23 protein-coding genes are annotated in these 26,006 nt (G+C 63.6%); 16 read left to right on the top strand and 7 right to left on the bottom strand.

Annotated elements, in window-relative coordinates; translation table 11 throughout:
- The first annotated feature begins 105 nt into the window (after positions 1–105).
- The 4 genes from NKH22_RS05330 (at position 106) to NKH22_RS05315 (ending at position 4,442) form a co-directional block, all read left to right on the top strand.
- On the top strand, positions 106–1,035 hold the full coding sequence (locus tag NKH22_RS05330; RefSeq protein ID WP_023822104.1) for a carbohydrate ABC transporter permease: 930 nt from the start codon (positions 106–108) through the stop codon (positions 1,033–1,035).
- A 226-nt stretch (positions 1,036–1,261) separates the two neighbouring features.
- The gene (locus NKH22_RS05325) at positions 1,262–2,101 is read left to right on the top strand and encodes a carbohydrate ABC transporter permease (protein WP_023668842.1); all 840 of its coding nucleotides are present in this window, start codon (positions 1,262–1,264) and stop codon (positions 2,099–2,101) included.
- Between the two features lie 250 nt (positions 2,102–2,351).
- On the top strand, positions 2,352–3,413 hold the full coding sequence (locus NKH22_RS05320) for a Gfo/Idh/MocA family protein (RefSeq protein WP_023729667.1): 1,062 nt from the start codon (positions 2,352–2,354) through the stop codon (positions 3,411–3,413).
- A gap of 30 nt (positions 3,414–3,443) precedes the next feature.
- Complete coding sequence (locus NKH22_RS05315; protein WP_023668840.1) at positions 3,444–4,442, top strand: ABC transporter ATP-binding protein; 999 nt, start codon at positions 3,444–3,446, stop codon at positions 4,440–4,442.
- Between the two features lie 26 nt (positions 4,443–4,468).
- Here NKH22_RS05315 and NKH22_RS05310 read toward each other — a convergent pair whose 3' ends face one another.
- The 5 genes from NKH22_RS05310 to NKH22_RS05290 are packed head-to-tail and all read right to left on the bottom strand — an operon-like array spanning position 4,469 to position 9,324.
- Positions 4,469–5,362 carry an ROK family protein gene (locus tag NKH22_RS05310; RefSeq protein WP_023822105.1) on the bottom strand — a complete coding sequence of 298 codons (894 nt, stop codon included), beginning with the start codon at positions 5,360–5,362 and terminating at the stop codon, positions 4,469–4,471.
- Positions 5,359–6,162, bottom strand: coding sequence for an alpha/beta fold hydrolase (locus tag NKH22_RS05305; RefSeq protein ID WP_023822106.1), 804 nt, complete (start codon positions 6,160–6,162; stop codon positions 5,359–5,361). The genes NKH22_RS05310 and NKH22_RS05305 overlap by 4 nt, the downstream gene beginning before the upstream one ends.
- Positions 6,159–6,995 (bottom strand): sugar phosphate isomerase/epimerase family protein, encoded by an 837-nt coding sequence (locus NKH22_RS05300; RefSeq protein WP_023725883.1) that lies wholly within the window; start codon positions 6,993–6,995, stop codon positions 6,159–6,161. The genes NKH22_RS05305 and NKH22_RS05300 overlap by 4 nt, the downstream gene beginning before the upstream one ends.
- Entirely contained in the window at positions 6,995–8,074 is a 1,080-nt protein-coding gene (locus NKH22_RS05295; RefSeq protein WP_023822107.1) for a Gfo/Idh/MocA family protein, read from the bottom strand. The genes NKH22_RS05300 and NKH22_RS05295 overlap by 1 nt, the downstream gene beginning before the upstream one ends.
- Before the next feature lie 14 nt (positions 8,075–8,088).
- On the bottom strand, positions 8,089–9,324 hold the full coding sequence (locus NKH22_RS05290) for an ROK family transcriptional regulator (RefSeq protein ID WP_023746608.1): 1,236 nt from the start codon (positions 9,322–9,324) through the stop codon (positions 8,089–8,091).
- A 139-nt stretch (positions 9,325–9,463) separates the two neighbouring features.
- On the opposite strand from NKH22_RS05290, the gene NKH22_RS05285 reads away from it, so the two are divergent.
- From NKH22_RS05285 to NKH22_RS05275, 3 genes are all read left to right on the top strand, one after another.
- Complete coding sequence (locus NKH22_RS05285) at positions 9,464–10,207, top strand: ATP-binding cassette domain-containing protein (protein ID WP_023822108.1); 744 nt, start codon at positions 9,464–9,466, stop codon at positions 10,205–10,207.
- A gap of 52 nt (positions 10,208–10,259) precedes the next feature.
- Positions 10,260–11,240, top strand: a complete 981-nt coding sequence (locus tag NKH22_RS05280; protein WP_031198520.1) for an ABC transporter permease — start codon at positions 10,260–10,262, stop codon at positions 11,238–11,240.
- A gap of 116 nt (positions 11,241–11,356) precedes the next feature.
- Positions 11,357–12,367, top strand: a complete 1,011-nt coding sequence (locus NKH22_RS05275; RefSeq protein WP_023822109.1) for a sugar-binding protein — start codon at positions 11,357–11,359, stop codon at positions 12,365–12,367.
- Between the two features lie 84 nt (positions 12,368–12,451).
- Here NKH22_RS05275 and NKH22_RS05270 read toward each other — a convergent pair whose 3' ends face one another.
- Positions 12,452–14,254 (bottom strand): dipeptide ABC transporter ATP-binding protein, encoded by a 1,803-nt coding sequence (locus NKH22_RS05270; RefSeq protein ID WP_023822110.1) that lies wholly within the window; start codon positions 14,252–14,254, stop codon positions 12,452–12,454.
- A gap of 191 nt (positions 14,255–14,445) precedes the next feature.
- Here NKH22_RS05270 and NKH22_RS05265 point away from each other — a divergent pair, with 191 nt between their 5' ends.
- From NKH22_RS05265 to NKH22_RS05230, 8 genes are all read left to right on the top strand, one after another.
- Entirely contained in the window at positions 14,446–15,804 is a 1,359-nt protein-coding gene (locus tag NKH22_RS05265) for an LLM class flavin-dependent oxidoreductase (protein WP_352909086.1), read from the top strand.
- 15 nt (positions 15,805–15,819) lie between these two features.
- Entirely contained in the window at positions 15,820–16,596 is a 777-nt protein-coding gene (locus NKH22_RS05260) for a DUF427 domain-containing protein (protein ID WP_023725876.1), read from the top strand.
- A 35-nt stretch (positions 16,597–16,631) separates the two neighbouring features.
- A complete protein-coding gene (locus NKH22_RS05255; RefSeq protein ID WP_023668830.1) occupies positions 16,632–18,275 on the top strand; it encodes an ABC transporter substrate-binding protein in 1,644 nt (547 codons plus the stop codon).
- Between the two features lie 37 nt (positions 18,276–18,312).
- Positions 18,313–19,272: an ABC transporter permease gene (locus NKH22_RS05250; protein ID WP_031198523.1), complete on the top strand. Its 960-nt coding sequence runs from the start codon at positions 18,313–18,315 to the stop codon at positions 19,270–19,272.
- Positions 19,269–20,150 (top strand): ABC transporter permease, encoded by an 882-nt coding sequence (locus NKH22_RS05245; RefSeq protein WP_023668828.1) that lies wholly within the window; start codon positions 19,269–19,271, stop codon positions 20,148–20,150. Before NKH22_RS05250 ends, NKH22_RS05245 begins: the two co-directional genes overlap by 4 nt.
- Before the next feature lie 98 nt (positions 20,151–20,248).
- Positions 20,249–20,734, top strand: coding sequence for a hypothetical protein (locus NKH22_RS05240; RefSeq protein ID WP_023745190.1), 486 nt, complete (start codon positions 20,249–20,251; stop codon positions 20,732–20,734).
- Between the two features lie 165 nt (positions 20,735–20,899).
- Positions 20,900–22,339, top strand: coding sequence for an aldehyde dehydrogenase family protein (locus NKH22_RS05235; RefSeq protein WP_023822111.1), 1,440 nt, complete (start codon positions 20,900–20,902; stop codon positions 22,337–22,339).
- A 14-nt stretch (positions 22,340–22,353) separates the two neighbouring features.
- Complete coding sequence (locus NKH22_RS05230) at positions 22,354–22,935, top strand: DUF1349 domain-containing protein (RefSeq protein WP_023822112.1); 582 nt, start codon at positions 22,354–22,356, stop codon at positions 22,933–22,935.
- Between the two features lie 19 nt (positions 22,936–22,954).
- On the opposite strand, the gene NKH22_RS05225 is transcribed toward NKH22_RS05230, so the two are convergent.
- Positions 22,955–23,734: a helix-turn-helix transcriptional regulator gene (locus tag NKH22_RS05225; RefSeq protein ID WP_023822113.1), complete on the bottom strand. Its 780-nt coding sequence runs from the start codon at positions 23,732–23,734 to the stop codon at positions 22,955–22,957.
- Between the two features lie 110 nt (positions 23,735–23,844).
- On the opposite strand from NKH22_RS05225, the gene NKH22_RS05220 reads away from it, so the two are divergent.
- Complete coding sequence (locus NKH22_RS05220; protein ID WP_023822114.1) at positions 23,845–26,004, top strand: hydantoinase/oxoprolinase family protein; 2,160 nt, start codon at positions 23,845–23,847, stop codon at positions 26,002–26,004.
- Positions 26,005–26,006 lie beyond the last annotated feature (2 nt).

The raw sequence follows: 26,006 nt of genomic DNA, 5'->3' as shown, positions 1-26,006 counted from the left end.
AACGCAGGCGCCCCTTCTCCCCGTCCTTCACGGGGAGAGGGTAAGGGTGAGGGGCAGCGCTGCCGTCGAAGGCATTGCTAAACCTGATCGGCGGGGACCGCACTCATGGCCGCACAAACACGACCGAAACGACCGTTCCGCTGGCATATCGGCGTCTTCCTGGCGCCGGCGCTGCTGGTCTATACGGCGATCATGATCCTGCCGCTCGCCGGCACGCTGCAGCTGTCGCTGTTCCGCAATGTCGATCAGCATCAGGTGTTCGTCAGTTTCACCAATTTCCGTACGTTGTTCGGCGACCCCAACTGGTCGGTCGGCTTCTGGAACGCGCTGCGGAACAATACCTGGTTCTTCATCATCCACATGGTGGTGCAGAACCCGATCGGTGTCATGCTGGCGGCATTGCTGTCCAGCCCGAGGCTGAGATTCGCCGCCTTCTACCGCACCGCGATCTTCGTGCCGACCATCCTGTCCTTCGTCATCGTCGGTTTCGCCTGGAAACTGATCCTGTCGCCGTTGTGGGGCGTGGCGCCGCATCTGATGGATCTGGTCGGCCTGAAAAGCCTGTTCACGCCGTGGCTCGGCAAAGAACAATATGCCCTGACCGCGCTCAGCCTGATCTCGGTGTGGCAGTTCGTCGGCATCCCGATGATGCTGATCTATGCAGCCCTTTTGTCGATCCCCGAAGAGGTGATCGAGGCGGCCGAATGTGACGGCATCACCGGCATGTCGCAGTTCTGGAAGATCAAGCTGCCGCTGATCCTGCCGTCGATCGGCATCATCTCGATCCTGACCTTCGTCGGCAATTTCAACGCCTTCGACCTGATCTACACCGCGCAAGGGGCGCTCGCCGGCCCGAACTATTCGACCGATATTCTGGGCACTTTCCTCTACCGCGCCTTCTTCGGCTTTCAGTTGCAGACCGGCGATCCCAATATGGGCGCGGCGATCGCCACGATGATGTTCCTGATCATCCTCGGCGGCGTCTGCGTCTACCTGTTCCTCGTCCAGACGCGCCTGCGTCGCTACCAGTTCTGAGGGGCGAGATGTCGAGCTTGAACACCCCCCTCTGGCCTGCCGGCCATCTCCCCCGCAAGGGGGGAGATTGGCAGCTCTGGCCTTGCCGCTCGTCTTGCAACGTTGGCGATTGGCGAAAGCAGTCGCGGCATCTGATCTCCCCCCTTGCGGGGGAGATGTCCGGCAGGACAGAGGGGGGTGCCTTGGTGCCGACCTCAACAGTCATCGCTCGTCAGGAGACCTTCCAATGAGCACCGCCACCCGTTCGCTGCCCCGCACCATCGGCGCCCACGCGATCCTGTTGACCTACACGGCGATCGCGCTGTTTCCGGTGATCCTGGTCATCATGAACTCGTTCAAATCGCGCGCCGGCATCTTCAGCGAGCCGCTGACGCCGCCGACGCCAAAAACCTTCGACCTGATCGGCTACACCACGGTGATCGGCCAGGGCGACTTCATCCATTATTTCCAGAACAGCCTGGTCGTCACCGTCGCCTCGCTGTTCTTCGTGCTTCTGTTCGGCGCGATGGCGGCGTTCGCGCTCTCGGAATACCGCTTCCGCGGCAACACGCTGATGGGGCTTTACCTCGCGCTCGGCATCATGATCCCGATCCGGCTCGGCACCGTCGCCATCCTGCAATTGATGGTGGCGAGCGGGCTGGTCAACACGCTGACGGCGCTGATCCTGGTCTACACCGCGCAGGGGCTGCCGCTGGCCGTCTTCATCCTGTCGGAATTCATGAAGCAGGTGTCCGACGATCTGAAGAATGCCGGCCGCATCGACGGCCTGTCGGAATACACGATCTTCTTCCGGCTGGTGCTGCCGCTGGTGCGGCCGTCGATGGCGACGGTCGCCGTCTTCACCATGATCCCGATCTGGAACGATCTGTGGTTCCCGCTGATCCTGGCGCCGTCGGAAGAGACCAAGACGGTGACGCTCGGCGCGCAGTTGTTCCTCGGCCAGTTCGTCACCAACTGGAACGCCATCCTGGCCGCACTCTCGCTGGCGATCATGCCGGTGCTGACCCTCTACGTCATCTTCTCGCGGCAGCTGATCCGCGGCATCACATCCGGAGCCGTCAAGTGAGCGGAGCCCTACAAATCTCTGCTGGAGCCTTCACCCCACCCGGCGCTGCGCGCCGACCTCCCCATCAAGGGGAGGTAAAAGGTCGTGGCTTCATTCACGACCACCAAAGGGCGACTTTCGGAGAAGCTTCTTTGGCAGTGAGGGTGTTCGCGCCAACGTCCTACCTCCCCTCGATGGGGAGGTCGGCGCGAAGCGCCGGGTGGGGTGACACCCTCTCAGAAGGAACAACTGGAACATCTGGAGTAGTTAGGTGACCTCTAAATCGCCCCTTCGCGTCGTCGTCGCAGGCCTCGGTAACATGGGGCGTAGCCATGCGCTGGCCTACCACACTAATCCGGGCTTCGAGATCGCGGCCCTGATCAACCGCTCCGACGTGCCGTTACCGGACGGGCTGTCGGGCTATGGCATCAGGCGCTCCTTCGACGACGCGTTGCGCGATGAAAAGCCGGATGTCGCCTGCATCGCCACCTATTCCGACAGCCATGCCGACTATGCGGTGAAGGCATTCGAGGCCGGCTGCCACGTCTTCGTCGAGAAGCCGCTCGCAACGACGGTGGCGGACGCCAAGCGCGTCGTCGCCGCGGCCAAGGCCAATGGCCGAAAATTGGTGATCGGCTACATCCTGCGCCACCACCCGTCCTGGGTCAGGCTGATCGCCGAGGCGCGCAAGCTCGGTGGCCCTTACGTGTTCCGCATGAACCTCAACCAGCAATCGTCAGGCCCGACCTGGCAGACGCACAAGCAGTTGATGCAGACGACGTCGCCGATCGTCGATTGCGGCGTGCACTATCTCGACGTCATGCTGCAGATCACCGACGCCAAGCCGGTCGAGGTGCGCGGCATGGGGCTGCGGCTGACCGAGGAAATCGCGCCGACCATGTACAATTACGGCCATCTGCAGGTGCTGTTCGATGACGGTTCGGTCGGCTGGTACGAAGCTGCCTGGGGACCGATGATTTCGGAAACGGCGTTCTTCGTGAAGGACGTGATGTCGCCCAATGGCTGCGTGTCGATCGTCATGAAGGAAGGTGTGAAGTCGGACGACATCGACACCCACACCAAGACCTCGACCATCCGCCTGCACAGCGCTGCGACGGGTGCGGACGGCAAGTTCGCCAGGCCGGACGAGATGCTGTCGATGGACGGCGAACCCGGCCACCAGGATCTCTGCGACCTCGAACAGGCCTTCGTGCTGAAGGCGATCCGGGAAGACATCGACCTGACCCGCCACATGGACGACGCGGTGAAATCGCTCGCCGTCTGCCTTGCCGCCGATGAGAGCGTGCGCAGCGGCGCCCCAGTTAAGCTCTAGTAGGGCAAACTCTAGAACAAGGACGAAGCCGTGGGCTCGCTGGTAATCGAGAATGTGAAGAAGGCCTTCGGGCCGGTCGAGGTGCTGAAAGGCATCAACCTCGAAGTGACCGACGGCGAATTCGTCGTCTTCGTCGGCCCATCTGGCTGCGGCAAGTCAACCTTGCTCAGGGTCATCGCCGGGCTGGAGGATTCGACCTCCGGCAGGGTGGTGATCGACGGCGCCGATGTCTCGGCCACGCCCCCGGCAAAACGCGGCATCGCCATGGTGTTCCAGACGTACGCGCTCTACCCGCATCTGACGGTGAAGAACAATATGGGCCTCGGCCTCAAGCAGGCCGGCACGCCCGCCCCGGAGATCGAACGCCGCATCGGCGTCGCCTCGTCGATGCTGTCGCTGGAACCGTATCTCGAGCGGCGGCCGGCGGAACTGTCGGGCGGCCAGCGCCAGCGCGTCGCCATCGGCCGCGCCGTGGTGCGTGAGCCGAAACTGTTTCTCTTCGACGAGCCGCTTTCGAACCTCGACGCTGCGCTTCGCGTCAACACGCGACTGGAGATCGCGCAGCTGCATCGCCGGCTGAAGGCAACGATGATCTACGTCACCCATGATCAGGTCGAGGCGATGACGCTGGCCGACAAGATCGTCGTGCTCAACGCCGGCCAGATCGAGCAGATCGGCGGCCCGATGGAGCTTTACAATTCGCCGGCAAACGAGTTCGTCGCCGGCTTTATCGGCTCGCCGAAGATGAATTTCATCGACGGCGCCAGATTGGGCGAGACGGCCAAGACGATCGGCGTGCGGCCGGAGCATCTGACCGTGGATCCAAGGTCCGGTGCCTGGAAGGGAACGGTAGTGCACGCCGAACATCTCGGCGCCGACACCAACCTCTATCTCGACTGCGAAAAGGCCGGGCTGATCACGGTGCGCATTTTCGGTGTCTACGACGCCGAGCCCGGTGCGACGCTGTATGCAACGCCCGAGCCGGGTAAGACATACCGGTTTGGGGCGGACGGCAAGACGATCAAGTAATCCTTCGCCGACAGCAATCACGGCGATCACACCGCGCCGAGCAGCACCGCGCCATGGATCGCCGCCTGCCAGCCCAGGGCCGCCCAGCGTATGTCCAGAGGCTCTACAACAAGCGAATGCGGCAGGCTGTCCGCGATGCGCTGCTTGAGCGTCTGGCGGGGATAGGACTTCATGTCGACGATACCGCCGCCGATCAGGATCGTCTGCGGGGAAAACAGGGCGGCTGCGGTTGCGACGGCCACCGCCTGCTGCCAGACGATTTCGTCGAGCCATTCGCGCAGCGATGGCGGCTGCCCGGCCGCCGAAAACAGATCGGCCACCGGGATATCGTAGTCCGCGGCAAGGTCGACAAGCGTTGCCCCCGAGGCATAGGTCTCGACGCGGTTTGGCGGTCCGCTTTCGTCAGGCCGGTAGATCGGCATATGGCCGATTTCCAGCGCCCAGCCGCCGCCCCTGAAAATGCCGTCCTTGCCGAGATAGGCCGCACCGATGCCGGTGCCGAGATAGACCGCCAGCACCTCCTTTTGCCGCTTCACCGCGCCGGCAACGCTTTCGCCCAGCAATTGCAGCACGACGTCGCGTTCGAGCCGCACGGGAACGCGGAGCCGCGATGCCAGTTCCGTACCCAGCCGGATGCCGTTCAGTTCGGGAATGTTGGCCGTGTGCAGCACCGTGTCGAAGTCGCGGTCGATGAACCCAGGCACCGTCGCAACGACCCGTGCAGGTTTGAGCCCGGCATCGCGGCAGGCTGCGGTGACCGCATCGGCCAACCCCGCCACCGGCGCGCCCTTGCGCAGTTGCGCGGTCGGGTAGGTGCGGGCGAAATCCACCGGGTGGCCGCGATCGGCAAAGCCAACCTTGACCGACGTGCCGCCGATCTCGACCACGGCGATGGTCTCATCCGTCGTTTTGTCGGTCATGCGAGCGGTTCCAGGAATTCCGAAAGACAGGCGCGGAATTCCAGCCGGTAGGCGGCGCGATCCTGCGATTTGGCTGTGATGGTGCAAAGCCGGGCCGACGGAATGAGTCCGGCCAGCGTCTGTGCGTCGTCCAGTCGATGGACGAGGTCATGGTCATGGCCGATGACAAGAGTCGGCACCGCGATAGCGCGGATGTCCGCCTCGCTCACGCCGGGACCATCGCCGGCGATCGCCGAAAGCAGCCTGCCGAACAGAACCGGGTCCGGGCGAGTGAAGAAGCCTTGCAGGCTGCCGAGATTGTCCGGCGCCAATCTGGCCAGTTCGCCGGCAACAGCGCTGTCATCGAACAGACGCCTGGCGTCTTGGGGCGAATGCCGCATCAAGAGATCGCCGACCACGGCATAGGGCCTCATATTGGCCGGTGCAGCCTGGGATACCCACGCAGGCCGGGCGAGCACCAGCGCCCGCACCCGCGCCGGCCTGTGCACCGCCAGGCGAAGCGCCAGCGCCGCGCCCATCGAGATGCCGCCGACGACGGCCGGGCCGAGGCCGAGATCGTCGGCCAGTGCATCGACGTCCTCGGCAAACGTCGCGATCGAAAGCTGCTCGACAGGCCCGTAGCCGGATCCACCCTGGCCACGGCATTCGAGCGTCACGCGCCGGGTCACCGGCAGATCGGGAAACACGTCGGCGACCTGCGCCTCATCGCCGCCCAGCCCATGCTGGAAGATGACGGGAAGCCCGGCGCCGACGTCCCGGTAGGCAAGGTCGACGCCATCGCGGCTGAAGGTCTCTTTCACGCGAGCTCGCTCTCTTCCAGTACGGTGCGCAGAAAGGCGCCGACACCTGGCGCCTCGGCCTCTGTCAGGCCATGTGTGATCAAGGGGCCGTCGAACCCGGCAGCCTTCAGGCGGCCGATGAAATGTGGGAAGTCGACCACGCCCTTTCCGGCTGCGGCAAAACTGCCATCGGCATGGCGGTCCTTGGCATGGGCCATGCCGATCTCGGCGGCCAGCAGATCGATGGCTTCGCCGATGAGGCGATGACGCTCCGCGCTGTCGGCCACTTCGAACAGATTGGCCGGGTCGAGCACGATGCGCAGCCGCGTGCTGTTCATTTCGTCCAGCAGGCGGCGTGCGGCCCGGGCGCTGGAGAGGACATTGGCCAGTTCCGGTTCGATGCCAAGCTCGATGTCGAAGCGCTCGGCAATCGCGATCGCCGCTTCCATCTCCGTCCGCAGATCGCTCCATGCCGCCTCGCTTGCATTGTCGGGATGCCAGCGCCACTGATCCTGCGCATCCCTTGTGCCGGTGCACAGCGTAATCAGACGGGTGCCCATATCGGCGCATGACGCGGCCAGTACCTCAAGCCGGGCGAGTCCCTGGATGCGAACCGTGCGATCCGGGTGGATCATGTTGTAGGTTCCCGAAACCGCCGCGATCGAAACGCCGGCCTCGCCGCTCGCCTCAGCGACGGACCGGGCCGCGCCGAGCTCAATGCTGTCCGGCATCGACGGCAGTCCAAGGCACGCCATGTTGAACTGCGCCGCCGTGTAGCCGCCGTCCGCGACCGCGCGCAGCACCGGCAAGGCGCCGGTGGTGGCGAAGGTCTTGGCGAAAATCCCAAGCTGCATCACACGACCCCGTCGACATCGGCCAGACGGACGGCGCGGCCGCCGGCAGCGGCCGAGCGGGCGATGGCCGCCATGCCCCTGACCGAGGCGATGCCGTCCTCGATGCCGGCGCCGATCATCGGCGCGCCATTTAGCACGACATCGGCAAAGCCTTCGAGCTGCCGGCGATAGAAGTGGCCATCCGCGCCAAGCGTCCGGTGCCAACTGCCATCGGCCTCGCGGAAAATGTCGACCTCGCTGCTCTTGTAGTACCAGGGGTTATAGGTCTTCGCGAGAACGCTGCCGTTCTCGCCGTAGATCTGGAACCCTTCGTGCCAGTCCATGCGCACGGCGACCGTCAGGTCGAGATGGCCGATCGTGCCGTCGGCGAAGATGGTGGTGATGAACCAGCAATAGGCGCCATAGCGCTCGGTGAGCCGGGCCTCCACCGCCTCGATCGACCTGTGCAGATGGCGCGCCGTATCAAGGAGATGGCTGCCATGCGCCAGCATGTAGTATTGGCGCAGATCCGCCTTGGGATTGACGGCAGGCTTGCGCGCCTTGGCGCTGGTGATGATCAGCGGTTGCACTGCATCGGTCATCGGGTAGCGGTGGGTGCTGTCGCAGTACCAGCCTTTGAACGCCAGCCGCTCGCCCATTTCGTCGTCGACGAAAGCCTTTGCCGCCTGGATGCCGGGATCGAAGCGCTTCATATGGCCGACCTGAAGCACCTTGCCGCTCTTGTCGAGCGTGGCCCGCAAGCCTTCGACCTCCTCGACCGAAACGCCCAGCGGCTTTTCGCAAAGCACATGCTTGCCGGCATCGAGCGCCAGTTCCGCGGCCTTGACGTGAAAAATGTCCGATGTCGCGATGATGACGGCATCGAGATCGGGATCGGCCAGCATCAGGCCGTAGTCGGCATAGGATTTTTCAGGCTCGTAGGTCGCGGCCATCCTGTCGCGCAGATCGTCGGCGACATCGCAAATGGCATAGAGATCGGCATTGCGTGCCTTGGTGCAGGATTCGAAATGCGCCGCCTGGGCAATCGGACCGCAGCCGAGCACGCCGACACGCAGCCGCTTTTCGTCTTTGCGAGGCATTGAATCTCTCCTGATTAGCGCGCGGCGAGGCCGCGAAGTTGAAATTGCGGATCGCCCGACAAAGCTGCCTGATGCAGCAGACAGGCAGCGCCCAATGCCGGACCGTCGGCCCCGACGCGCGACAGTTCGACCGTGGGAACGGGGTAACCTTCAGCCAGGAAGTCCAGCAAGAAAGCTTCCACCTGCTCGGCGACAAAGGGATAGACCGCATTGACCGAGCCGGAGAGGATGATGCGCTCCGGCTGCAAGGTGCAGGCAAGTGTCGCCAGGCCGCGGCCGAACCAGAGCGCCCAGTCGCGCGCGGTGGCAACGGCTGCCGGATCGCCGCCGGCCAGCGCTGCGACAAACTCATCCACGCCGGCGCGCAGTCCGCTTATGTGCAAATAGCGAGCCAGTAAAGCATCCTTGCCGACATAGGATTCCAGTCGGCCCGGGCGCTTCGCGTCGAAGACAAAACCTTCGTCGCCGATGCGCAGATGCCCGATTTCCCCGGCGCCGCCGAGCCGGCCGCGATGCAGCCTGCCGGCATTGATGATGCCGCCGCCAACGCCGTTCTCGATCAGGATGACCAGAGCATCCTCATGGTCCTTGCCCGGCTGCGCCCGGTATGTCTCGGCCACCGCCACGGCATTGGCATCGTTTTCCAAGAGGATCGGAAAGTCCGCGCCAAAGGCAGTGCGCAAAAGCTCCGCCAGATTGACCCCGTGCCAGCCAAGGATGGTGGCATGGTATGAAATCCCGTCGGCGGCGGGGAAGCCGGGCACGGCGACATTGAGCCCGTAGGGGCGCGTGCCCGCAGGCAATTGTGAGCGGATCTCGGCGACGAGTTCCCCGATGATGTCGACCGCGGCTTCGGGCGTGCTACCGGGGCCGGCAAATGCCCTAGAGGCGCTCGCACGCCGCGCGCCGGCAAGGTCGACAGCCACGGCTGCGATCCAGTTGACGCCGATATAAGCGCCAAGGAAGAAGCCGCCATTGCCGTCGATCTCGACAAGGATACCGGGACGGCCGACCCGACCCTCGCTATCCTGCTCGTCGTCCGTTCCATCCGACCGCTCGCGCGCCAGACCGGCTTCGGTCAGCCCCAGCACCAGGGCGCCGGTGGTCGACCGGGTCAGGCCGAGATCGCGTGCGAGCGCCGCTCGGCTCAACGCGCCGACACGAAACAGCGCCGCAAGTGCCCGCGTTTCGTTCGGCCGAAGATCGGTCGACACCAGCACGTCGTTCTCCACAATTTGTTTGATTATCATACTAATAGAATTTCTAGGCGGTTTGAAAGGCCCAAGGTTGGGTGCATTGCAACAAATATTCAGCATCCCCAGGCCCATTGACCCAAGTTTCAAACGATGATTTGTATCAGAAACTTACAAATTGGCATGGGAGGATGCGATGCCGGTTCTAGCGCGTCTCGAACACATCGTGAAGGATTTCGGTGCCGTCCGCGCGCTGGACAATGTCTCGCTCGACATCAACGAGGGCGAGGTTCTCGGCCTGATGGGCGACAATGGCGCCGGCAAATCGACGCTGGTCAAAACCATCGCCGGAAATTTCCAGCCGACATCAGGCACCTATGTCCTGGAAGGCAAGCCGGTGCTGTTATCGGGGCCTGCGGATGCACGCAGGCATGGCATCGAGGTCGTTTATCAAGACCTGGCGATTTGCGACAATCTGACGGCTTCGGCCAATGTCTTCCTCGGCCGCGAGATCATGAAGCAGGTTGGGCCGCTGAAAGTGCTCGACCACAAGAGCATGAACATGCGCTCGGCCGAGATCTTCCGCGAGTTGAAGTCGGAGACGCGGCCCGCCGATCTCGTCGTGCGCATGTCGGGCGGCCAGCGGCAGGCGGTGGCCATCGCCCGAACCCGGCTGGCCAAATCCAAGATCGTGCTGATGGACGAGCCGACGGCGGCGATCAGCGTCAGGCAGGTCGCCGAAGTGCTGGCCCTGATCCGCCGCATGAAGGACCAGGGCCTCTCGGTCATCCTGATCAGCCATCGCATGCCTGACGTGTTCGAGGTCTGCGACCGGGTCGTGGTGATGCGCCGCGGCCGCAAGGTCGCCGACAAGCCGATCGCGCAATCCAGCCCCGAGGAAGTGACCGGCCTGATCACCGGCGCCATCCAGACCGCCTGAAACAGCCCCGCCACGGAGCCATGCCATGAGCGCCCCCGACGACCATCCCGGAATGGAGATCGACCTTCTGAAAGGGTCGAGCCGCACGCTGTTGAACCGCGTGCTTCTGGCTCAGGAAACCTGGATCGCGCTTGCCATCCTGGTGCTCGGCCTCGTCGTGTCGATGATCGCGCCGAAATTCGCCACCCCTGGCAATCTGCTCAACATCTTCCAGAATGCCTGCTTCATCGGCATCATGGCCATCGGCATGACGCCGGTGATCATCAGCGGCGGCATCGATATCTCGGTCGGTTCGATCCTGGGCATGTGCGGCGTCACGCTGGGCATCGTGCTCAACGCCGACATGCCACTGGTCGTCGGCATCGCGGCGACGCTGGCGATGGGCGTGCTGTGCGGCACCGTCAACGGAACGATCATCGCCTACGTCAAGCTGCCGCCGTTCATCGTCACCCTGGCGACGCTGTCGATCGGCCGCAGCCTGGCACTGGTGCTGACCAATAACCAGGTGTTCTACGAATTCGGCCGGGCAAGCGAGGCGATCGTCGCGCTCGGCGGCGGCTACACATTCGGCCTGCCCAATGTGGTCTATGCGCTGATCATCGGCGTGATCGTCCTGCATTTCCTGCTGACCATGTCGCGCTGGGGCCGCTATCTCTTCGCCATTGGCGGCAACGAGCCGGCCGCGCGGCTGTCGGGCATTCCCGTCGATCTGATCAAGATCTCGGCCTACGCGTTCAGCGGCTTCATGGTTGCGGTGACGGCAATCTTCCTCGTCGGCTGGCTCGGCGCAGTGACCAACTCGATCGGCACCGGCTACGAGTTGCAGGTCATCGCTTCGACCGTGATCGGCGGCGCTTCGCTGACCGGCGGCTTCGGTTCGGCACTTGGCGCCGGCATCGGCGCCATTCTCGTCGAAACCATTCGCAACGCGCTGCTTCTGGCAGGCGTCAACCCGTTCTGGCAGGGCACGTTTGTGGGGTGCTTCATCCTTGCAGCCGTCCTCCTGGAAAGAATCCGCTCTGTGCGACGCTAAGAGCATGATCCTGAACCGAAGGTCAGCGACCGCAAAAGTAGAAACCGGTTTCGGAAAAGATCATGCTCCAACAGAAACCGAGCGGACACGTCACGGCGAACCAAATGGAGGAAACAATGTCGCTTTCGAAAACGCTAGGAACTACGCTTTCCCTCGCCTGCCTTGTAATCGGCATGACGGCCGTCCAGGCCAATGCCGAAGAGCGCGAATTCGCGCTCGTCTTCAAGGTTCTCAACAACGCCTTCAGCCCGCCGATCCAAGCCGGTTGCGAAGCCGCCGCCAAGAAGCTCGGCGACGTCAAATGCACCTATATCGGGCCGACCGAATATGACGAGGCCAAGGAAGTGCAGCTCGCGCAGGACATGGTCACGCGTGGCGTCGCCGGCCTTGGCATTTCGGCCGGCAATCCGAAAGCCATGGCCCGCATCATGAAGATGGCCAAGGAAAAGGGCATTCCGGTCGTCACCTATGACACCGACGTGCTGCCGGAAGATGCCGGCCTGCGCTCGACCTACATCGGCACCGACAATTACGAGTTCGGCGTGGCGCTGGCGCAGAAGGTGCTCGCCCACAAGAAGGACGGCACCGTGTGCATCCAGTCCGGCGCACCGGCTTCCGAGAACCTCAAGGCGCGCGTGCAAGGCATTCGCGATACGCTGGCCGGCGTCACCAAGGACAAGGGCATCGAGACGCTGACCGGCCAGAACGGCTGGACCGAGCCGGCGGGCTGCCCGGTCTACAACAATGACGACATCACGCTTGCCGCCCAGCAGGTGCGCGACGTCATGACCAACAATCCCGATCTCAGCGCCTTCGTTGCAGTCGGCGGTTGGGCGCAATACGCGCCGGAAGCCTACAAGCAGGCGATGACACCGCTGAAGGCGCGCCTCGACAGCAAGGATCTGGTGGTCGTGTTCGGCGACAATTTCGGTCCGCAACTGCCGCTGCTCGCCGCCGGCCTCAGCCACTACAATATCGGCCAGCGCCCCTATGACATGGGCTTCGAGACCATCATGGCGCTGGACAAACTGAGCAAGGGCGGCACGGTCGAACCGTTCATCAAGACCGGCACCGAGATCTGCACGCCGCAAGACGCTCTGACGACCTGCGGCAAGGTCGCCAACTGATCAGGCCTCCCAAGCCTGTCCTCCGGCCGCATCGGCCGGGGGACATCTCCTCGAAGGCAGGCTTGTCAGTTGCCCGCTTCGCAGTCAGAGACTGCTTGCGTCTCTCCAGCAGGCGATCAGATGACCGTCGCCGGCCCGCCTGACGGGTGGTTGCGCCTTTCGGCAATCGGGCAGCGCGACAGGACAGCGGGCGGCAAAGGAGCATCCGGAGGTCTCGGCATCGTGTGCCGCGACGTCGAGCTGAGCCGGAGCCTTCGGCGCCGTCTCATCCGAGGAGGCGGCCAGAAGCAGCTTCGTGTAGGGGTGGTTGGGGCCACGGAAAATCTGCTCGGATGAGCCGGTCTCGACCAGCCGGCCGCGATAAAGCACGCCGATCCGGTCAGCCATATAGCGCACCACCCTGAGGTCGTGGCTGATGAACAGATAGGTGGTGTCCTTGTCGCGCTGCAGGTCGTTGAGCAAATTGAGCACGGTCGCCTGCACGGAAACGTCGAGCGCAGAGGTTGGCTCGTCCAGCACCACGAGCTTCGGCACGCCGGCAAAGGCGCGCGCAATCGCCGCACGTTGGCGCTGGCCACCAGACAGCGATCTCGGCTTCTGGTCGACGGTCGTAGCGGCAAGACGAACCGAGGCCAGGAGATCGGCGACACGCTGCTTCACCTCGCTGCGGCCGAAGCCGGCGAGCCGCCGCAGCGGACGGCCGAGGATCCTGCCGATCCGCTGGCGCGGATTGAGCGTGCGGTCGGGTGACTGGAACACCATCTGCACGTCGCGCCGTTCGCTCAGGCTTCTTTTCTCGACGCGCGGCGCGACAGTGCTGCCGAACAGCTCGACCGACCCAGCGTCCGGCGTCTGGAGGCCAGTCACGATCCTTGCCAATGTCGACTTGCCGGAGCCGGATTCGCCGATCAGCCCGAACGTCTCGCCCTGGGCTATCTCCAGGTCGATATCGTGCAGGACGGCCTGGGAGCCGAAGGCGTGGCTGATGCCTTTGCAGGCGACGGCGATCGGACGTGCGGCTTCCGGTTGATCGCTGCGGACAGGCTTCGACGGGCTGGTTGTGTGCATCTCGGCCAGCCTGCCGTCGCGCTTGGTGAAGTTGAGCGCCGGGATCGAGGCGATCAGCGCCTTGGTGTAGGCGTGAACAGGGTTCTCGAAGACATCGTTGGCGATGCCGCTTTCGACCACCGTCCCCGACTGCATCACGGCCACCCGATCGCAGGCCCGGCGGACCATGTTGATGTCATGGCTGATCAGCAGAACGCTGGTTTTGTGATCGCGGCGCAAGTCCTGCAGGATGGCGACGATCTCGGACTGGACGCTGGCGTCAAGCGCCGTCGTCGGCTCGTCCAGCACCAGCAGCGACGGGTCGAGCGCAATGGCAATCGCGATGTTGGCGCGCTGCTGCATGCCGCCCGACAATTCGTGCGGATAGAGATCGAGCACCCGTTCCGGATTGCTCACCCTGACACGGCTCAGCAGTTCGGCGGCGCGGGTGCGTGCTTCGTCCTGCCGAACCTGGCGATGCCGCATGATCGTTTCGGTGATCTGCCGGCCGATCGTCATGGCCGGATTGAGTGCCGCACCTGGATGCTGGTAGACAGCCGCGATGCGATCGCCCCTTAGCCGGCGAAGCTGCTCGCCGGAGAGACTGCGGATCTCGCGACCCTGGAATTCGAGCGCCGACGCGGCGATCCGGGCGTTGCGCGGCAGATAGCGCAGAATAGCGAGAGCCACCGAGCTCTTGCCCGATCCGGACTCGCCGACAAGGCCGAGCGCTTCGCCTTCGCCGATGGCGAGCGACACGCCGTTGACGGCCGGATGCGATCCCCGGCGTCCATCATAGGCGACGGTGAGCTGCTCGACGTTCAGAACCGATGACGACATGTCTTGCTGAAACCACTTTCTTTCGGCGCGGTCTTCGAGGGCAATCGCTTCCGCTTTCGCGCCGCACAATCTCTATAAAATTACTCGAATTAAGCTGGAGCGCAATCTACCTTTCATCGCTCAGGAGAGATTGTCGCAGCCGGTCGAGGCGTCGCGACGGTCCCTTGGAGCAGTTCTGCAAGGAGGCCGACATGGCACGCGACCACATGATCCTCAGCGCGTTTTTCTTCAACCCGCAGGGCGATCATCGTATGTCATGGCGCCATCCGCACGCGCCCGGCCGCGAAGTGCTCGACTTCGACTTCTACCGCGATCTCGTCCAGTCTGCCGAGCGCGCCAGGATCGATACGATCTTCGTCGCCGACCATGTTGCGATCTGGGATTCCGTACAGAGCGGCGTAGCCCATTACGCCAATGCCCGCCTGGAACCGCTGACGCTGTTGTCGGCGCTTGCCGGCGTGACCAGGCATATCGGCCTCATCACCACCGCCTCAAGCTCCTACAGCGAGCCCTACAATGTCGCCCGCATGTTTGCCTCGCTCGACCATATCAGCAAGGGCAGGGCGTCTTGGAATGTGGTGACGTCGGCCATGGACGAGGAGGCCCGCAATTTCGGCCGCGACGGCAATATCGAGCACGCCTTTCGCTATGAGCGCGCCACCGAATTCCTCGATATCGTCAAGGCACTGTGGGACAGCTGGGAAGACGAAGCCCTGCTTATCGACAAGGCATCGGGCTATTTCGCCGATCCCGACAAGGTCCATGCGATCAACCACAAGGGCCCGCACTTCAAGGTGCGCGGACCGCTCAATGTCTCGCGCCCGCCGCAGGGCCATCCGCTGATCGTCCAGGCCGGCTCGTCCGAAGACGGCAAGAATTTCGCTACCGCGCATGCCGATGCGCACTTTGCCATCTACAGCACCAAGGAAGACGGCATCAAATATAGGCAGGACATCAACGAGCGCCTCGCCCGTTACGGCCGCAAGCCCGAGAGCTTCAAGATCCTGCCGGGCATCCTGCCGATCGTCGCAGCTTCCGAAGCGGAGGGACGCGAGCGGCAGGAGTATCTGCAGAGCTTGCTTCCCGATCGGGTCGGCATCGACCTTCTCTCGAGCTGGAGCGGCGTCGATCTCTCCGTATATCCGCCGGACGGCCCGCTGCCGCCGCTGCCGGACGAGAGCACCTTCAATGGCGGCCGCACCTCGCTCAATCGCGTCAAGGAATGGTCGAAGCAGAACCTCACTCTGCGCGAGATCGCTCGCAAGCTCGCCAACAGCGGTTCGGTGCCGACCGTCGTCGGCACACCGAACCAGATCGCCGATCAGCTGCAGGACTGGTTCGAGGCAGGTGCCGCCGACGGCTTCAACCTGATGTTCCCGCTGCTCCCGGAGGATTGGGTGAATTTTGCCGAGCAGGTCGTGCCGGAACTGCAGCGCCGCGGCGTATTCCCCACCGAATATGCGCCGGGGACGCTGCGTGATCGTTTCGGCCTGGCTCGGCCGGCCAACCGCTTCGCCGAACAGCGCGACAATGTGCGCGCCGTATCCTGACTTGGGGCAACTGATATGACCGCAGCGCCAAAACTTCAGCCCCGCGAAGCCACGGCTCCGCAGCTCATCAATGTTCTGCACAGCCCCAAGCGCATTCGGGTCAAATTCGCCGGCCGCACCATCGCCGACAGCCGCAACGTCCTGGTGCTGCGCTCCAACCATTTTCTGCCGATCTATTTCTTCCCGGCCTCCTCGGTGGACCGCTCGCTCTTGAAGCCGTCCGAGCATCGCCAGCCGCATCCAGTCGGCGGCGAAACCACCTATTGGGACCTGGAGACGGGATCGAAAGCTTCTCCCAATGCGGCCTGGTCGTTTGTCGCGCCGCAGGATGAAAGCCTGTCGCCACTGGCCGGCCGCATCGCCTTCACCTGGAAAGCGGTCGACCAATGGTTCGAGGAGGAGGAAGAAGTCTTCGTCCACGCCCGCGACCCATACGCCCGCATCGACGCTCTGCAGAGTTCAAGCCATGTCCAGATCTGGTTCGACGGCGAAGTGATCGCCGACAGCCATCGCCCGGTGCTGCTGTTCGAAACGCATCTGCCGACGCGTTTCTATTTGCATCCGGACGATGTCAGGCTCGACCGTCTGGTCGACTCGGACAGCACGACGCGCTGTCCCTACAAAGGCATCGCCTCCTACTGGTCGGGCCGGCGCGCCGACGGCTCGGTGAGCCCCGATGTCGCCTGGAGCTACCGCGATCCCATTGCCGAAATGCCCAAGATCAGGGGCCTCATCGCCTTTTACCCGCAAGCCGTCGACCGCATCCATCTCGACGGCGAACCAGTCGCTTAAGCCATTCAACAGTCATTTCAGACAGGGGTTTCAAAATGACCAAACGCAACGACATCAATACGCTTCGCAATCTGTCCGGCGACATCTGGAACGTCGCCGTCGATGAGCACCAGGCCGGCTTCCTCAAGCGCCGCGATCTGCTGAAATACGCAGCCTTGATCGGCCTCACCGGCTTTGCCGCCTCGCAGGGACTTGCTGGTTTCGGCACGGCGCGCGCTGCCGGCGCCGGCGGCACGGTCCGCGTTGGGCTCGGACAGCCGACCAAGGCGATCGATCCCGTCTCCATCACCGATCCGGCCAGCATCGGCGTCATCAGCCAGGTCGGCGAATATCTCATCCTCGACGATCCCAAGGACGGTCTGCAGCCCAAGCTCGCTCTGTCGTGGGAGGCCGACGAGACCGCCAGCCGCTGGACCTTCAAATTGCGGCCGGGCGTAAAATTCCACGACGGCCGCACCGTCACCGCCAAGGATGTGGTGGCGAGCTTCGAGCGGCTGGTCGATCCGGCCAGCGGTTCGTCCGCGTTGTCGGCCTATAAGGGCATCCTGTCCAAGGGCGGCGCCAAGGTCGTCGACGACCAGACAGTCGCCTTCGATCTCGACGGGCCCAACAGCAACTTCCCCTTCTATGTCTCGTCCGACGTCTACAATGCCGTCATCCTGCCGGCCGACTATGCCGGCGATTTCGAGAAGAATTTCAACGGCACCGGCCCGTTCAAGCTCGAATCCTTCCGCCCCAAGCAGGGCGCCAGCTTCGTGCGCAACCCTGATTATTGGGGCGACAAGGCGCTGCCCGACCGCGTCGAAATCAAGTTCTTCGACGACGAGCAGGCGCAGGTGCTGGCGCTGCAGGCCGGCCAGCTCGACGTCATCCCGAGCACGACCCGGCTGGAATTGGCGATCGAGGGCAATCCCAACTTCAAGCTGCTCAGCGTGCAGGCAAGTTCGCATGACGAGGTGCATCTGAGGACTGACCAGGCGCCGTTCACCGACAAGCGCATCCGCCGCGCCTTGGCGCTCACCATCGACCGCGAGGCGGTGGTCAAGGGCTTGCTCAAGGGCCGCGCCATCGTCGGCAACGACACCCCGTTCGCGCCGATCTTCCCCTCGGCCGATCCGTCGGTACCGCAGCGCAAGCAGGACATCGCCGAGGCCAAGCGCCTGCTTGGCGAAGCCGGCGTGCCGAACGGCTTCCCGGTGACGCTGACCACCGAGCGCGCCTATGACATTCCCGATTATGCCGTGCTGATCCAGAATTTTGCCAAGAAGGCCGGCATCGACATCAAGCTCAACGTGCTGCCGCAGGACGCCTATTATGGCTCGGCGAAGTTCGGCTCGTCGCCATGGCTCGATTCCAATCTCGGCATTACCGATTTTGGCCATCGCGGCACGCCCGACATCTTCCTCAATGCGACGCTGAAGAGTTCGGGCGCCTGGAACGCGGCGCATTTCAACAACCCGGCCTATGACGGGTTGCTGCTCGAATACGGCAAGGCCCGCGACCTTCAGGCGCAACGCCTTGCCGCGGGCAAGATCCAGACCTTGCTGCTGGACGAGACGCCGCTGATCATCAGCTACTTCTCGCAATACAGCCGCATCGTCTCGTCGAAGGTCGAGGGCGTCCGCTTCACGGCGATCTCGCATCTGCTGCTCGATCGCGTGACGTTCGCCCAGGCATGATTGCGAGACGTCCAGCCACTCCGGGCACTAAAATCCGATGCTGACCGGCCGCACTGTGTTGGTGCGGGCAGCCTCGCTTCTGCTCACGCTGTGGCTGGTCAGCATGCTGGTGTTCTTCGCCGGGCAGGTTCTGCCCGGCGATGTCGGTCGCCTCATGCTCGGGCCGTTCGCCGATGCCGAGGCCGTCGCGGCGCTGAACAGGCAGCTCGGCGCCGACCAGCCGGTGCTCGTGCAATACTGGCACTGGTTCAGCAGCGTGCTGTCAGGCGACTTCGGCACCTCCCTGTCGTTGCGTTTGCCGGTGGCGCCCTTCGTTCTGGAAAGCCTCAAGCGCTCGGCGGCCCTTGCCGGAATTATCCTCGTCTTTCTGTTGCCGCTGGGCATCGGCGCCGGCATCGTCGCCGGTCTCAACCAGGGCCGCTTTATCGACCGCCTGATCGTACTCGCCGGCGTGTCCTTCGGCATCGTCCCGGACTTCGTCTCCGGACTGCTGTTGCTCATCGTCTTCGGCCTGTGGCTGAACTGGTTCCCGATCACCGGCGCTGCTCCCGATGGCGCCGGGCTGTGGGTCAGTGGCTATTATCTGATCCTGCCGGCGCTGCCGCTGGTGCTGAACCTTGCCGGCTACATCACCCGCATGACGCGGGCCGGTGTGATCGAGGCGCTGGCCGCCGACTATACGCGCACCGCCGTCCTGAAAGGCCTTGAGCGTCGCGAGATACTCATCCGGCACGTGCTGCGCAATGCGCTGACGCCGACCATCGCCGTGCTCGCGACCCAGACCGGTTACATGCTGGGTGGTCTGGTGGTCATCGAAGCCCTGTTCGGCATACAGGGCCTCGGCAACCTTGTCCTCAACGCCGCCAAGGCGCGAGATTTCCCGATGCTCGAAGCCGGCGTGCTGGTCATGGCGACCATCTTCGTGCTGTCGGCCGCGGCAGGCGATCTCGTGAATGCCTTGCTCGATCCGCGGCAGCGCCGCCGTGTCTCGCCATGATGGAACTGATGGAATTGCCGGAGCGCCGTACGCTGCGCTGGCGGGCAGCAAGTCGCATCCGCGAGACTGTTTCGCAGCTGCCGCCCTCGGTCATCATCGGCTCGCTGATCCTGCTGTTCTGGGTCGGCTGTGCCGTGTTCGGCAGCCTGTTTGTGCCCTACGATCCCTATGCCGAGGATTTCCTCGTCATGCTGGCGCCGCCCGACGCGGCGCACTGGTTCGGCACCGACCAACTTGGCCGCGACGTGCTGTCGCGCATCGCCGTCGGCTCGCGTGACATCCTGCTGGTCGCGCCGGCAGCAACACTGCTCGGCGTTGCCGCCGGCAGCGTGCTTGGCCTCGTGCTCGGCTATTTCGACGGGCTGATCGACGCCATCGGCGCCAGGCTGCTCGACACGCTGATGGCCTTTCCCTTCATCGTCCTCGTCACCATGGCGCTGGTCGCGCTTGGGCCATCGAACCTCACCGTCATCCTTGTGATCGGCATCGCCTATGCCCCGCTGGTGGCACGGACGGTGCGTGCCGCCGTGCGCGAGCAGCGCGAACGCGATTATGTCAGCGCCGCTCGTCTCGGCGGTGAGAGCGCTCTTTCCATCATGTTCCTCGAGATCCTGCCTAATGTCAGGGAAACCATTCTCATCGAGCTGGTCACAAGGCTTGGCTATGCCTTCTTTTCGATCGCCACGCTGAGCTTCCTCGGCCTCGGCATCCAGCCTCCCTCAGCCGATTGGGGACTGGCGGTCGCCGACGGCTACGGCTTCCTGACCGGCGGCAAATGGTGGGTGGTGATCTTCAACTCGGCGGCCATCGTCTCGCTGGTCATGGCCACTAATCTGATCGCGCAAGGCATGGGCGCCTTCGAAAACAGCGACCGGTGAAGATCGGCGCTCACCAAAGCTGACGCGCAATTCAGGACCGTGCGCTAAAATCGCTCCTTGTGATTCGGCCCGGATAGGGCATCAGAACAAGGAACGGCATGAGCAAGGCCCTCATTACATTCGCATTGGTCGCGGTGCTCACCGCATTGCTCATGGCGCTCAGCCTGGCGGTGGCCAGGCACGGCTATCCCTATGGCGCGATCGGCGTGAGGCGGCTGGACGGCATTGCCGATGCCCGCTCGTTCCTGCCGCTCGCCGCCGTCTATTTTTTCGGCGCCATGCTGATGATGATCCTGCCGATCCGCGCCGCCGGCATCGTCTTGACCCATGCTGCGGATGCGCTGTTCTGGGCGGTGATTGCCCTGTTCGCCACAATTGTCGGCTGTCTCGTCGCCCGCTGGGCTTTCGGCCAGAGCAGCGTGCTGTGGGCGCTCCTGAACTGGCGTTTCCTGTTCGCCGCGGCCATCGTTGGCAGCCATTTCACCATGAACGGGCTGCGCCGCAACATCCTGCTCAGGAGCTTGTTCTTCGTCATCTTCGCCGCGGCGACGCTGGCTTGCCTGTTCTGGACTTTTCCGACCTGACAGGGCCGCTTCATATTGTCCATCTTGAGGTCGCGGCTTTCATAGCCGCGCGCCATCGGCTATCCAGTCCGCAGCTAGATTTCAGCCCTCACAGTGTCGTCATTTGTCTGATAAATAATTCAGGCATACGGCACCGCCAGCGAACCAATACAAGGAAACCGCGACATGAGCCTGTTTCGTAAAAATCTGATCGATGGCGAGTGGGTGGGCGAGGCCGGCTCGCGCAACATCAATCCCTCGAACACGGGCGATGTCGTTGGCGAATATGCCTCGGCCGGTGCCGAACAGGCCAAGCAGGCCATCGCGGCGGCCAAGGCTGCTTTCCCGGCCTGGTCGCGTTCGGCGCCGCTGGTTCGCCATGCCGTGCTGAAAAAGGCGTCGGACGAGATCATGGCGCGCAAGGAAGAGATCGGCCGCGCCCTGTCGCGCGAAGAGGGCAAGACGCTGGCCGAGGGCATTGGCGAGACCATCCGCGCCGCCCAGATCTTCGACTTCTTCGCCGGCGAGACGCTGCGCCTGTCGGGTGAATTGGTGCCCAGCGTGCGCCCGGGCGTCGGCGTCGAGATCACCCGCGAGGCCGTTGGCGTCGTCGGCATCATTACGCCGTGGAATTTCCCGATCGCCATTCCCACCTGGAAGATCGCGCCGGCGCTCGCCCACGGCAACACCATCGTCTTCAAGCCGGCCGAATTGGTGCCGGAGAGCGCCTGGACCATTGTCGACATCCTGCACCGCGCCGGCCTGCCGAAAGGCGTGCTCAATTTGGTCATGGGCAAGGGCTCGGTGGTCGGCCAGGCCATGCTCGACAGCCCCGACCTCAATGCCATCACCTTCACCGGCTCGGTCGGTACCGGCAAACGCGTCGCCGCGGCAAGCGTCGAGCACATGCGCAAGTTCCAGCTCGAAATGGGCGGCAAGAACCCGATGGTCGTGCTCGACGACGCCGACCTCGCCACGGCTGTCGAGTGCGCCATCAACGGCGCCTATTTCTCGACCGGCCAGCGCTGCACGGCATCGTCGCGCCTGGTGGTGACCGAAGGCATTCACGACCGCTTCGTTGCCGCGCTCAAGGAGCGCCTGGAAAAGCTCGTCATCGGCGATGCGCTCGATGCCAAGACCCAGATCGGGCCCGTCGTCGATGCGAGCCAGCTGAAGCAGGACGAGGACTATATCGCCATCGGCAGCCAGGAAGGCGCCAACCTCGCCTTCGGCGGCGAGCGGATCGATCGCGAAACGCCCGGCTTCTACCTCCGGCCGGCGCTGTTTACCGAGAGCACCAACGCCATGCGCATTTCGCGGGAAGAAATCTTCGGGCCGGTCGCCAACGTCATTCGCGTCAAGGACTATGACGAGGCGCTTGCGGTTGCCAACGACACGCCCTTCGGCCTGACGTCCGGCATCTGCACCTCGAGCCTCAAGCATGCCACGCATTTCCGGCGCAACTCCGAAGCCGGCATGGTGATGGTCAATCTGCCGACGGCGGGCGTCGATTTCCACGTCCCGTTCGGTGGTCGCAAGGGATCGAGCTACGGCCCGCGCGAGCAGGGCCGCTATGCCGCGGAGTTCTACACCACGGTAAAGACAGCCTATACATTTGCCGGCTGATCGCGGGGGAACCGATGACGGCGGCGAAAGAGGACCTGACCTGGCTCAACCCACCGCCGCATCATGTTGTCGGCGACGACACGGTGCATGTGCGCACCGGCGGGGAAACCGACTTCTGGCGCGAGACCTTCTACGGCTTCTGGCGTGACAATGGCCACTTCCTCTACCGGCCGGTCGAGGGTGACTTCAGCGCCGAAGTCACCGTCAAGGGCGACTACAAGGTTCTCTACGACCAGGCCGGGCTGATGCTGCGGCTGAGCGAAACGCACTGGATCAAGGCCGGCATCGAATACACCGACGGGCTGGCGTATTTCTCTGTCGTCGTCACCAACGACACCTCCGATTGGTCCCTTGTAGCCATCGCGGCCGGCCCCGACGGCGTCCGCATCCGCCTGACCCGCCACGCCGAGGCGATCCGCGTCCAGTATCTGGACTCCACCGATAGTCACTGGAAGCCGGTGCGGCTGGCCTATTTCCCGGTCTCGAAATTCGTCGATGTCGGCATGATGTGCTGCTCGCCACAGCGCGAAGGGTTTGAGGTAACATTCTCCGGCTTTACTGTCGGCCCGCCGATTTCCAGGCAATTGCACGACTGACGACGATATCGATGGCGGACTAACCGTCTGCCCGATGCTGGAAGAACTGCAAAAACAGCTCCCGTTCGGTGGTGATGTCGAGCTTCTCGTAGATGCGGCGGCGGTGGTTCTTCACCGTGCCGACGGCGATGCCGAGCCGTTCCGCGATGTTGGCGGTCGGATGTCCCGCCAGGATCAGCTGCACCAGTTCGCGCTCGCGCAAGGAAAGCTCCGGCCACAGGCTCGCAGGAATAGTCGGCTCTTGCCGGGGCGAGGCGCCGGGGCCGGTCGGCGCCGATGTGCGGGAGAATTCCGTCCCCCGCGCCTCAATGTCGAGTGCATGCAGCGCCTCGAACACCGGCAGCCGCTCGTCCAGCAGGGCGATCTCGCTCTCCTTGAAGGTGGAGGTCGAGCGGTCGAGGAAGATGCCGAGGCACCAGTCGCCGCCATCGGCCAGCATGATGCCGACCTCGTCGCAGATTTCCGACTGCGCCAGGAAGCCCGCTATGTACTGGCCGCGCTTGGCCTCGTCGTCGGCAAGCCGCTTCAGCGGCAGGATGCCCAGCCGGCGTTCACGCCGCCACGAGGCATAGAACGGGTCGAAGACGTAGTAATTGTCGAGATAGCGCCGGACCATCTCGTCGGAGAAGCGCCGGTGCTTGATGAATTCCGGCGTCTGCGTCGCCGAATATCTGGTCACGGTGACGAGATCGTGCTCGATGTCGGCTCCGATCAGGTCAATCAGGCAGTCGACATGCCTGTCCGTACCGGTGGCGGCAATCGCTCTGGCGAGCGGCGCCCAGATATTGCCCATGCGCATGCCCTTTTCTCGGCGATCCCGGTCCGGCGGACATTGTGTCTTTTGGCATATGGCGCAAGGCCGCCCAAGGAATCTAGCTTGAGCCATCCTACAGCAATCCTGAGGCGACCGTGACCCAACCCAACCTCACCAGCCCCATCGTCGGCAATCCAATCGTCATCGGCATCGACGCCGGCGGCACCATGACCGACACGATCCTTGTCGACCAGGACGGCCACTTCAAGATCGGCAAGTCGGCAACCACGCCGAAGAACGAGGCCGAAGGCTTCCTCGCATCGGCCGAAGACGCGGCCGACGCCTGGGGCATCTCGCTGGAGCAGCTGTTCTCCGGCGTCAACGTCGTGCTCTATTCCGGCACCGGCATGCTCAACACACTGTTGTCGCGCACCGGGCGCCGGCTTGGCCTGATCACCACCAAGGGTCTGGAAGACATGATCCTGATGGGTCGCGGCCTGCAGGCCTGGGCCGACTATTCCTATGCCGACCGGCTGCATGCGGTGACCCACCATCATCCCGATCCGCTGGTGCCGCGCCGTCGCACCCATGGCGTCACCGAGCGCATCGACCAGTTCGGCGACATCGTGCTGCCGCTCTACGAGCATGAAGTCGCGATTGCGGCCAGGAAGCTGATTGCCGACAAGGTCGAGGCGGTCTGCATCATGACCATCTTCTCGCACGTCAATCCCGTGCACGAAAAGCGCATCGCCGAGATATGCCGCGAGGAGGTGCTGAAAGCCGGCGCCGACATCCTCATCTACACCAGCCACGAGGTCCGCCCGGTCATCCGCGAACAGTCGCGGCTGAACTCGGTGCTGATCGAAGCCTACGCGACGTCGCGCGGCCGCAAGCAGCTTAGGGGTATCGAGGACGTTTCGAAAAAATACGGCTTCAAATACGGCGTGCAGACGCTGCTGTCCTTTGGCGGCCTGACCTCAATCAACCATCCGCGCCTGCACGAAACCATGATTTCGGGCCCGATCGGCGGTATTCTCGGCGCGGCCTATGTCGGCAAGCTGATCGGCAACGACTCGCTGATCTGCTCGGATATGGGCGGCACGTCCTTCGACATGGGCGTGATTTCGCGCGGCCAGACGCGGATCGAGAACGAGCCGCTGATGGACCGTTTCAAGCTCAACGTGCCGACGCTGCATCTCGACACGATCGGCGCCGGCGCCGGCATGATCCTCAAGGTCGACCCGCTGACCAAGAAAGTCTCACTCGGGCCGGAAAGCGCCGGTTCCGACCCCGGCCCCATCTGCTTTGCCAAGGGTGGCACCGAACCCACCATCGCCGATTGCGACGCCATCCTCGGGCGCCTCAACCCGTATTATTTCCTCGGCGGCAAGGTCGTCTTGCAGGTCGAGAAGGCGCGCAAAGCGTTTGAGGAAAAATGCTCCAGCATCCTTGGCGTCGGGGTCGAGGAGGCTGCCGAAGGCATGATCGACATGCTGGAAGCCGATGCCAACAACGCGCTGCGCCGGGTCATTTCCGGCCAGGGCATCCATCCCTCGGAATTCACGCTGCTGTCCTATGGCGGCTCGGGTCCGCTGCATCTGGCCGGCTGCTCCAGGGGCATCGGCTTCAAGGACATCATCACCTTCCAGTTTGCCGCCGCCTTCTCGGCCTTCGGCTGCACCACCGCCGATTTCATGCGTCGGCATTCGGTGTCGACGCAGCACGACATTGGCGCCCGCCCAAGCGATGACGAGCTGCTCGCTTTCGGCAAGAAGGTCACCGACGTCTGGAATGATCTCACCAAGGCGGCGGTCGACGAGATGATCAGCGACGGCCATATCAGAGACAAGATCAAGACCGTGCCGTTCCTGATGATGCGCTACACCGGCCAGCTCGAGGACGTCGATGTCATGGCACCGCTCGCCGAGGTCAATTCGGCTGACGACATGCGTAGGGTCATTGACGAGTTCGAGGCGGTCTACGCCAAGGTCAACCATCGCGTTTCGCGCTATGGCGAAACCGGCTTCACCATCACCGAGCTCGGATTGATCGCCACCGCCGACAAGGTCAAGCCGGTGCTGCTCAAGCGCCCGCTCGGCAGATCGGACCCGGCGGCCGCCCACAAGGGTGTGCGCGAGGCCTATATCGATGGCCGCTGGCACAAGGCCAATCTCTACGAGATGGATCTCCTGCAGCCCGGCCATGAGGTGATCGGTCCGGCCATCATCGAACATCCCGCCACGACGCTCGTCGTTCATCCGCAGGACCGTGTCCATGTCGATGAGTGGACGCTGCTGCACTACACCCACGCTTGAGA

Origin of the sequence: Mesorhizobium sp. M1252, assembly GCF_040318265.1 — a bacterium.
Taxonomy (GTDB): domain Bacteria; phylum Pseudomonadota; class Alphaproteobacteria; order Rhizobiales; family Rhizobiaceae; genus Mesorhizobium.
Note: the sequence above shows the minus strand (reverse complement) of the source record. Positions and strands in the feature narration are given on the sequence as shown.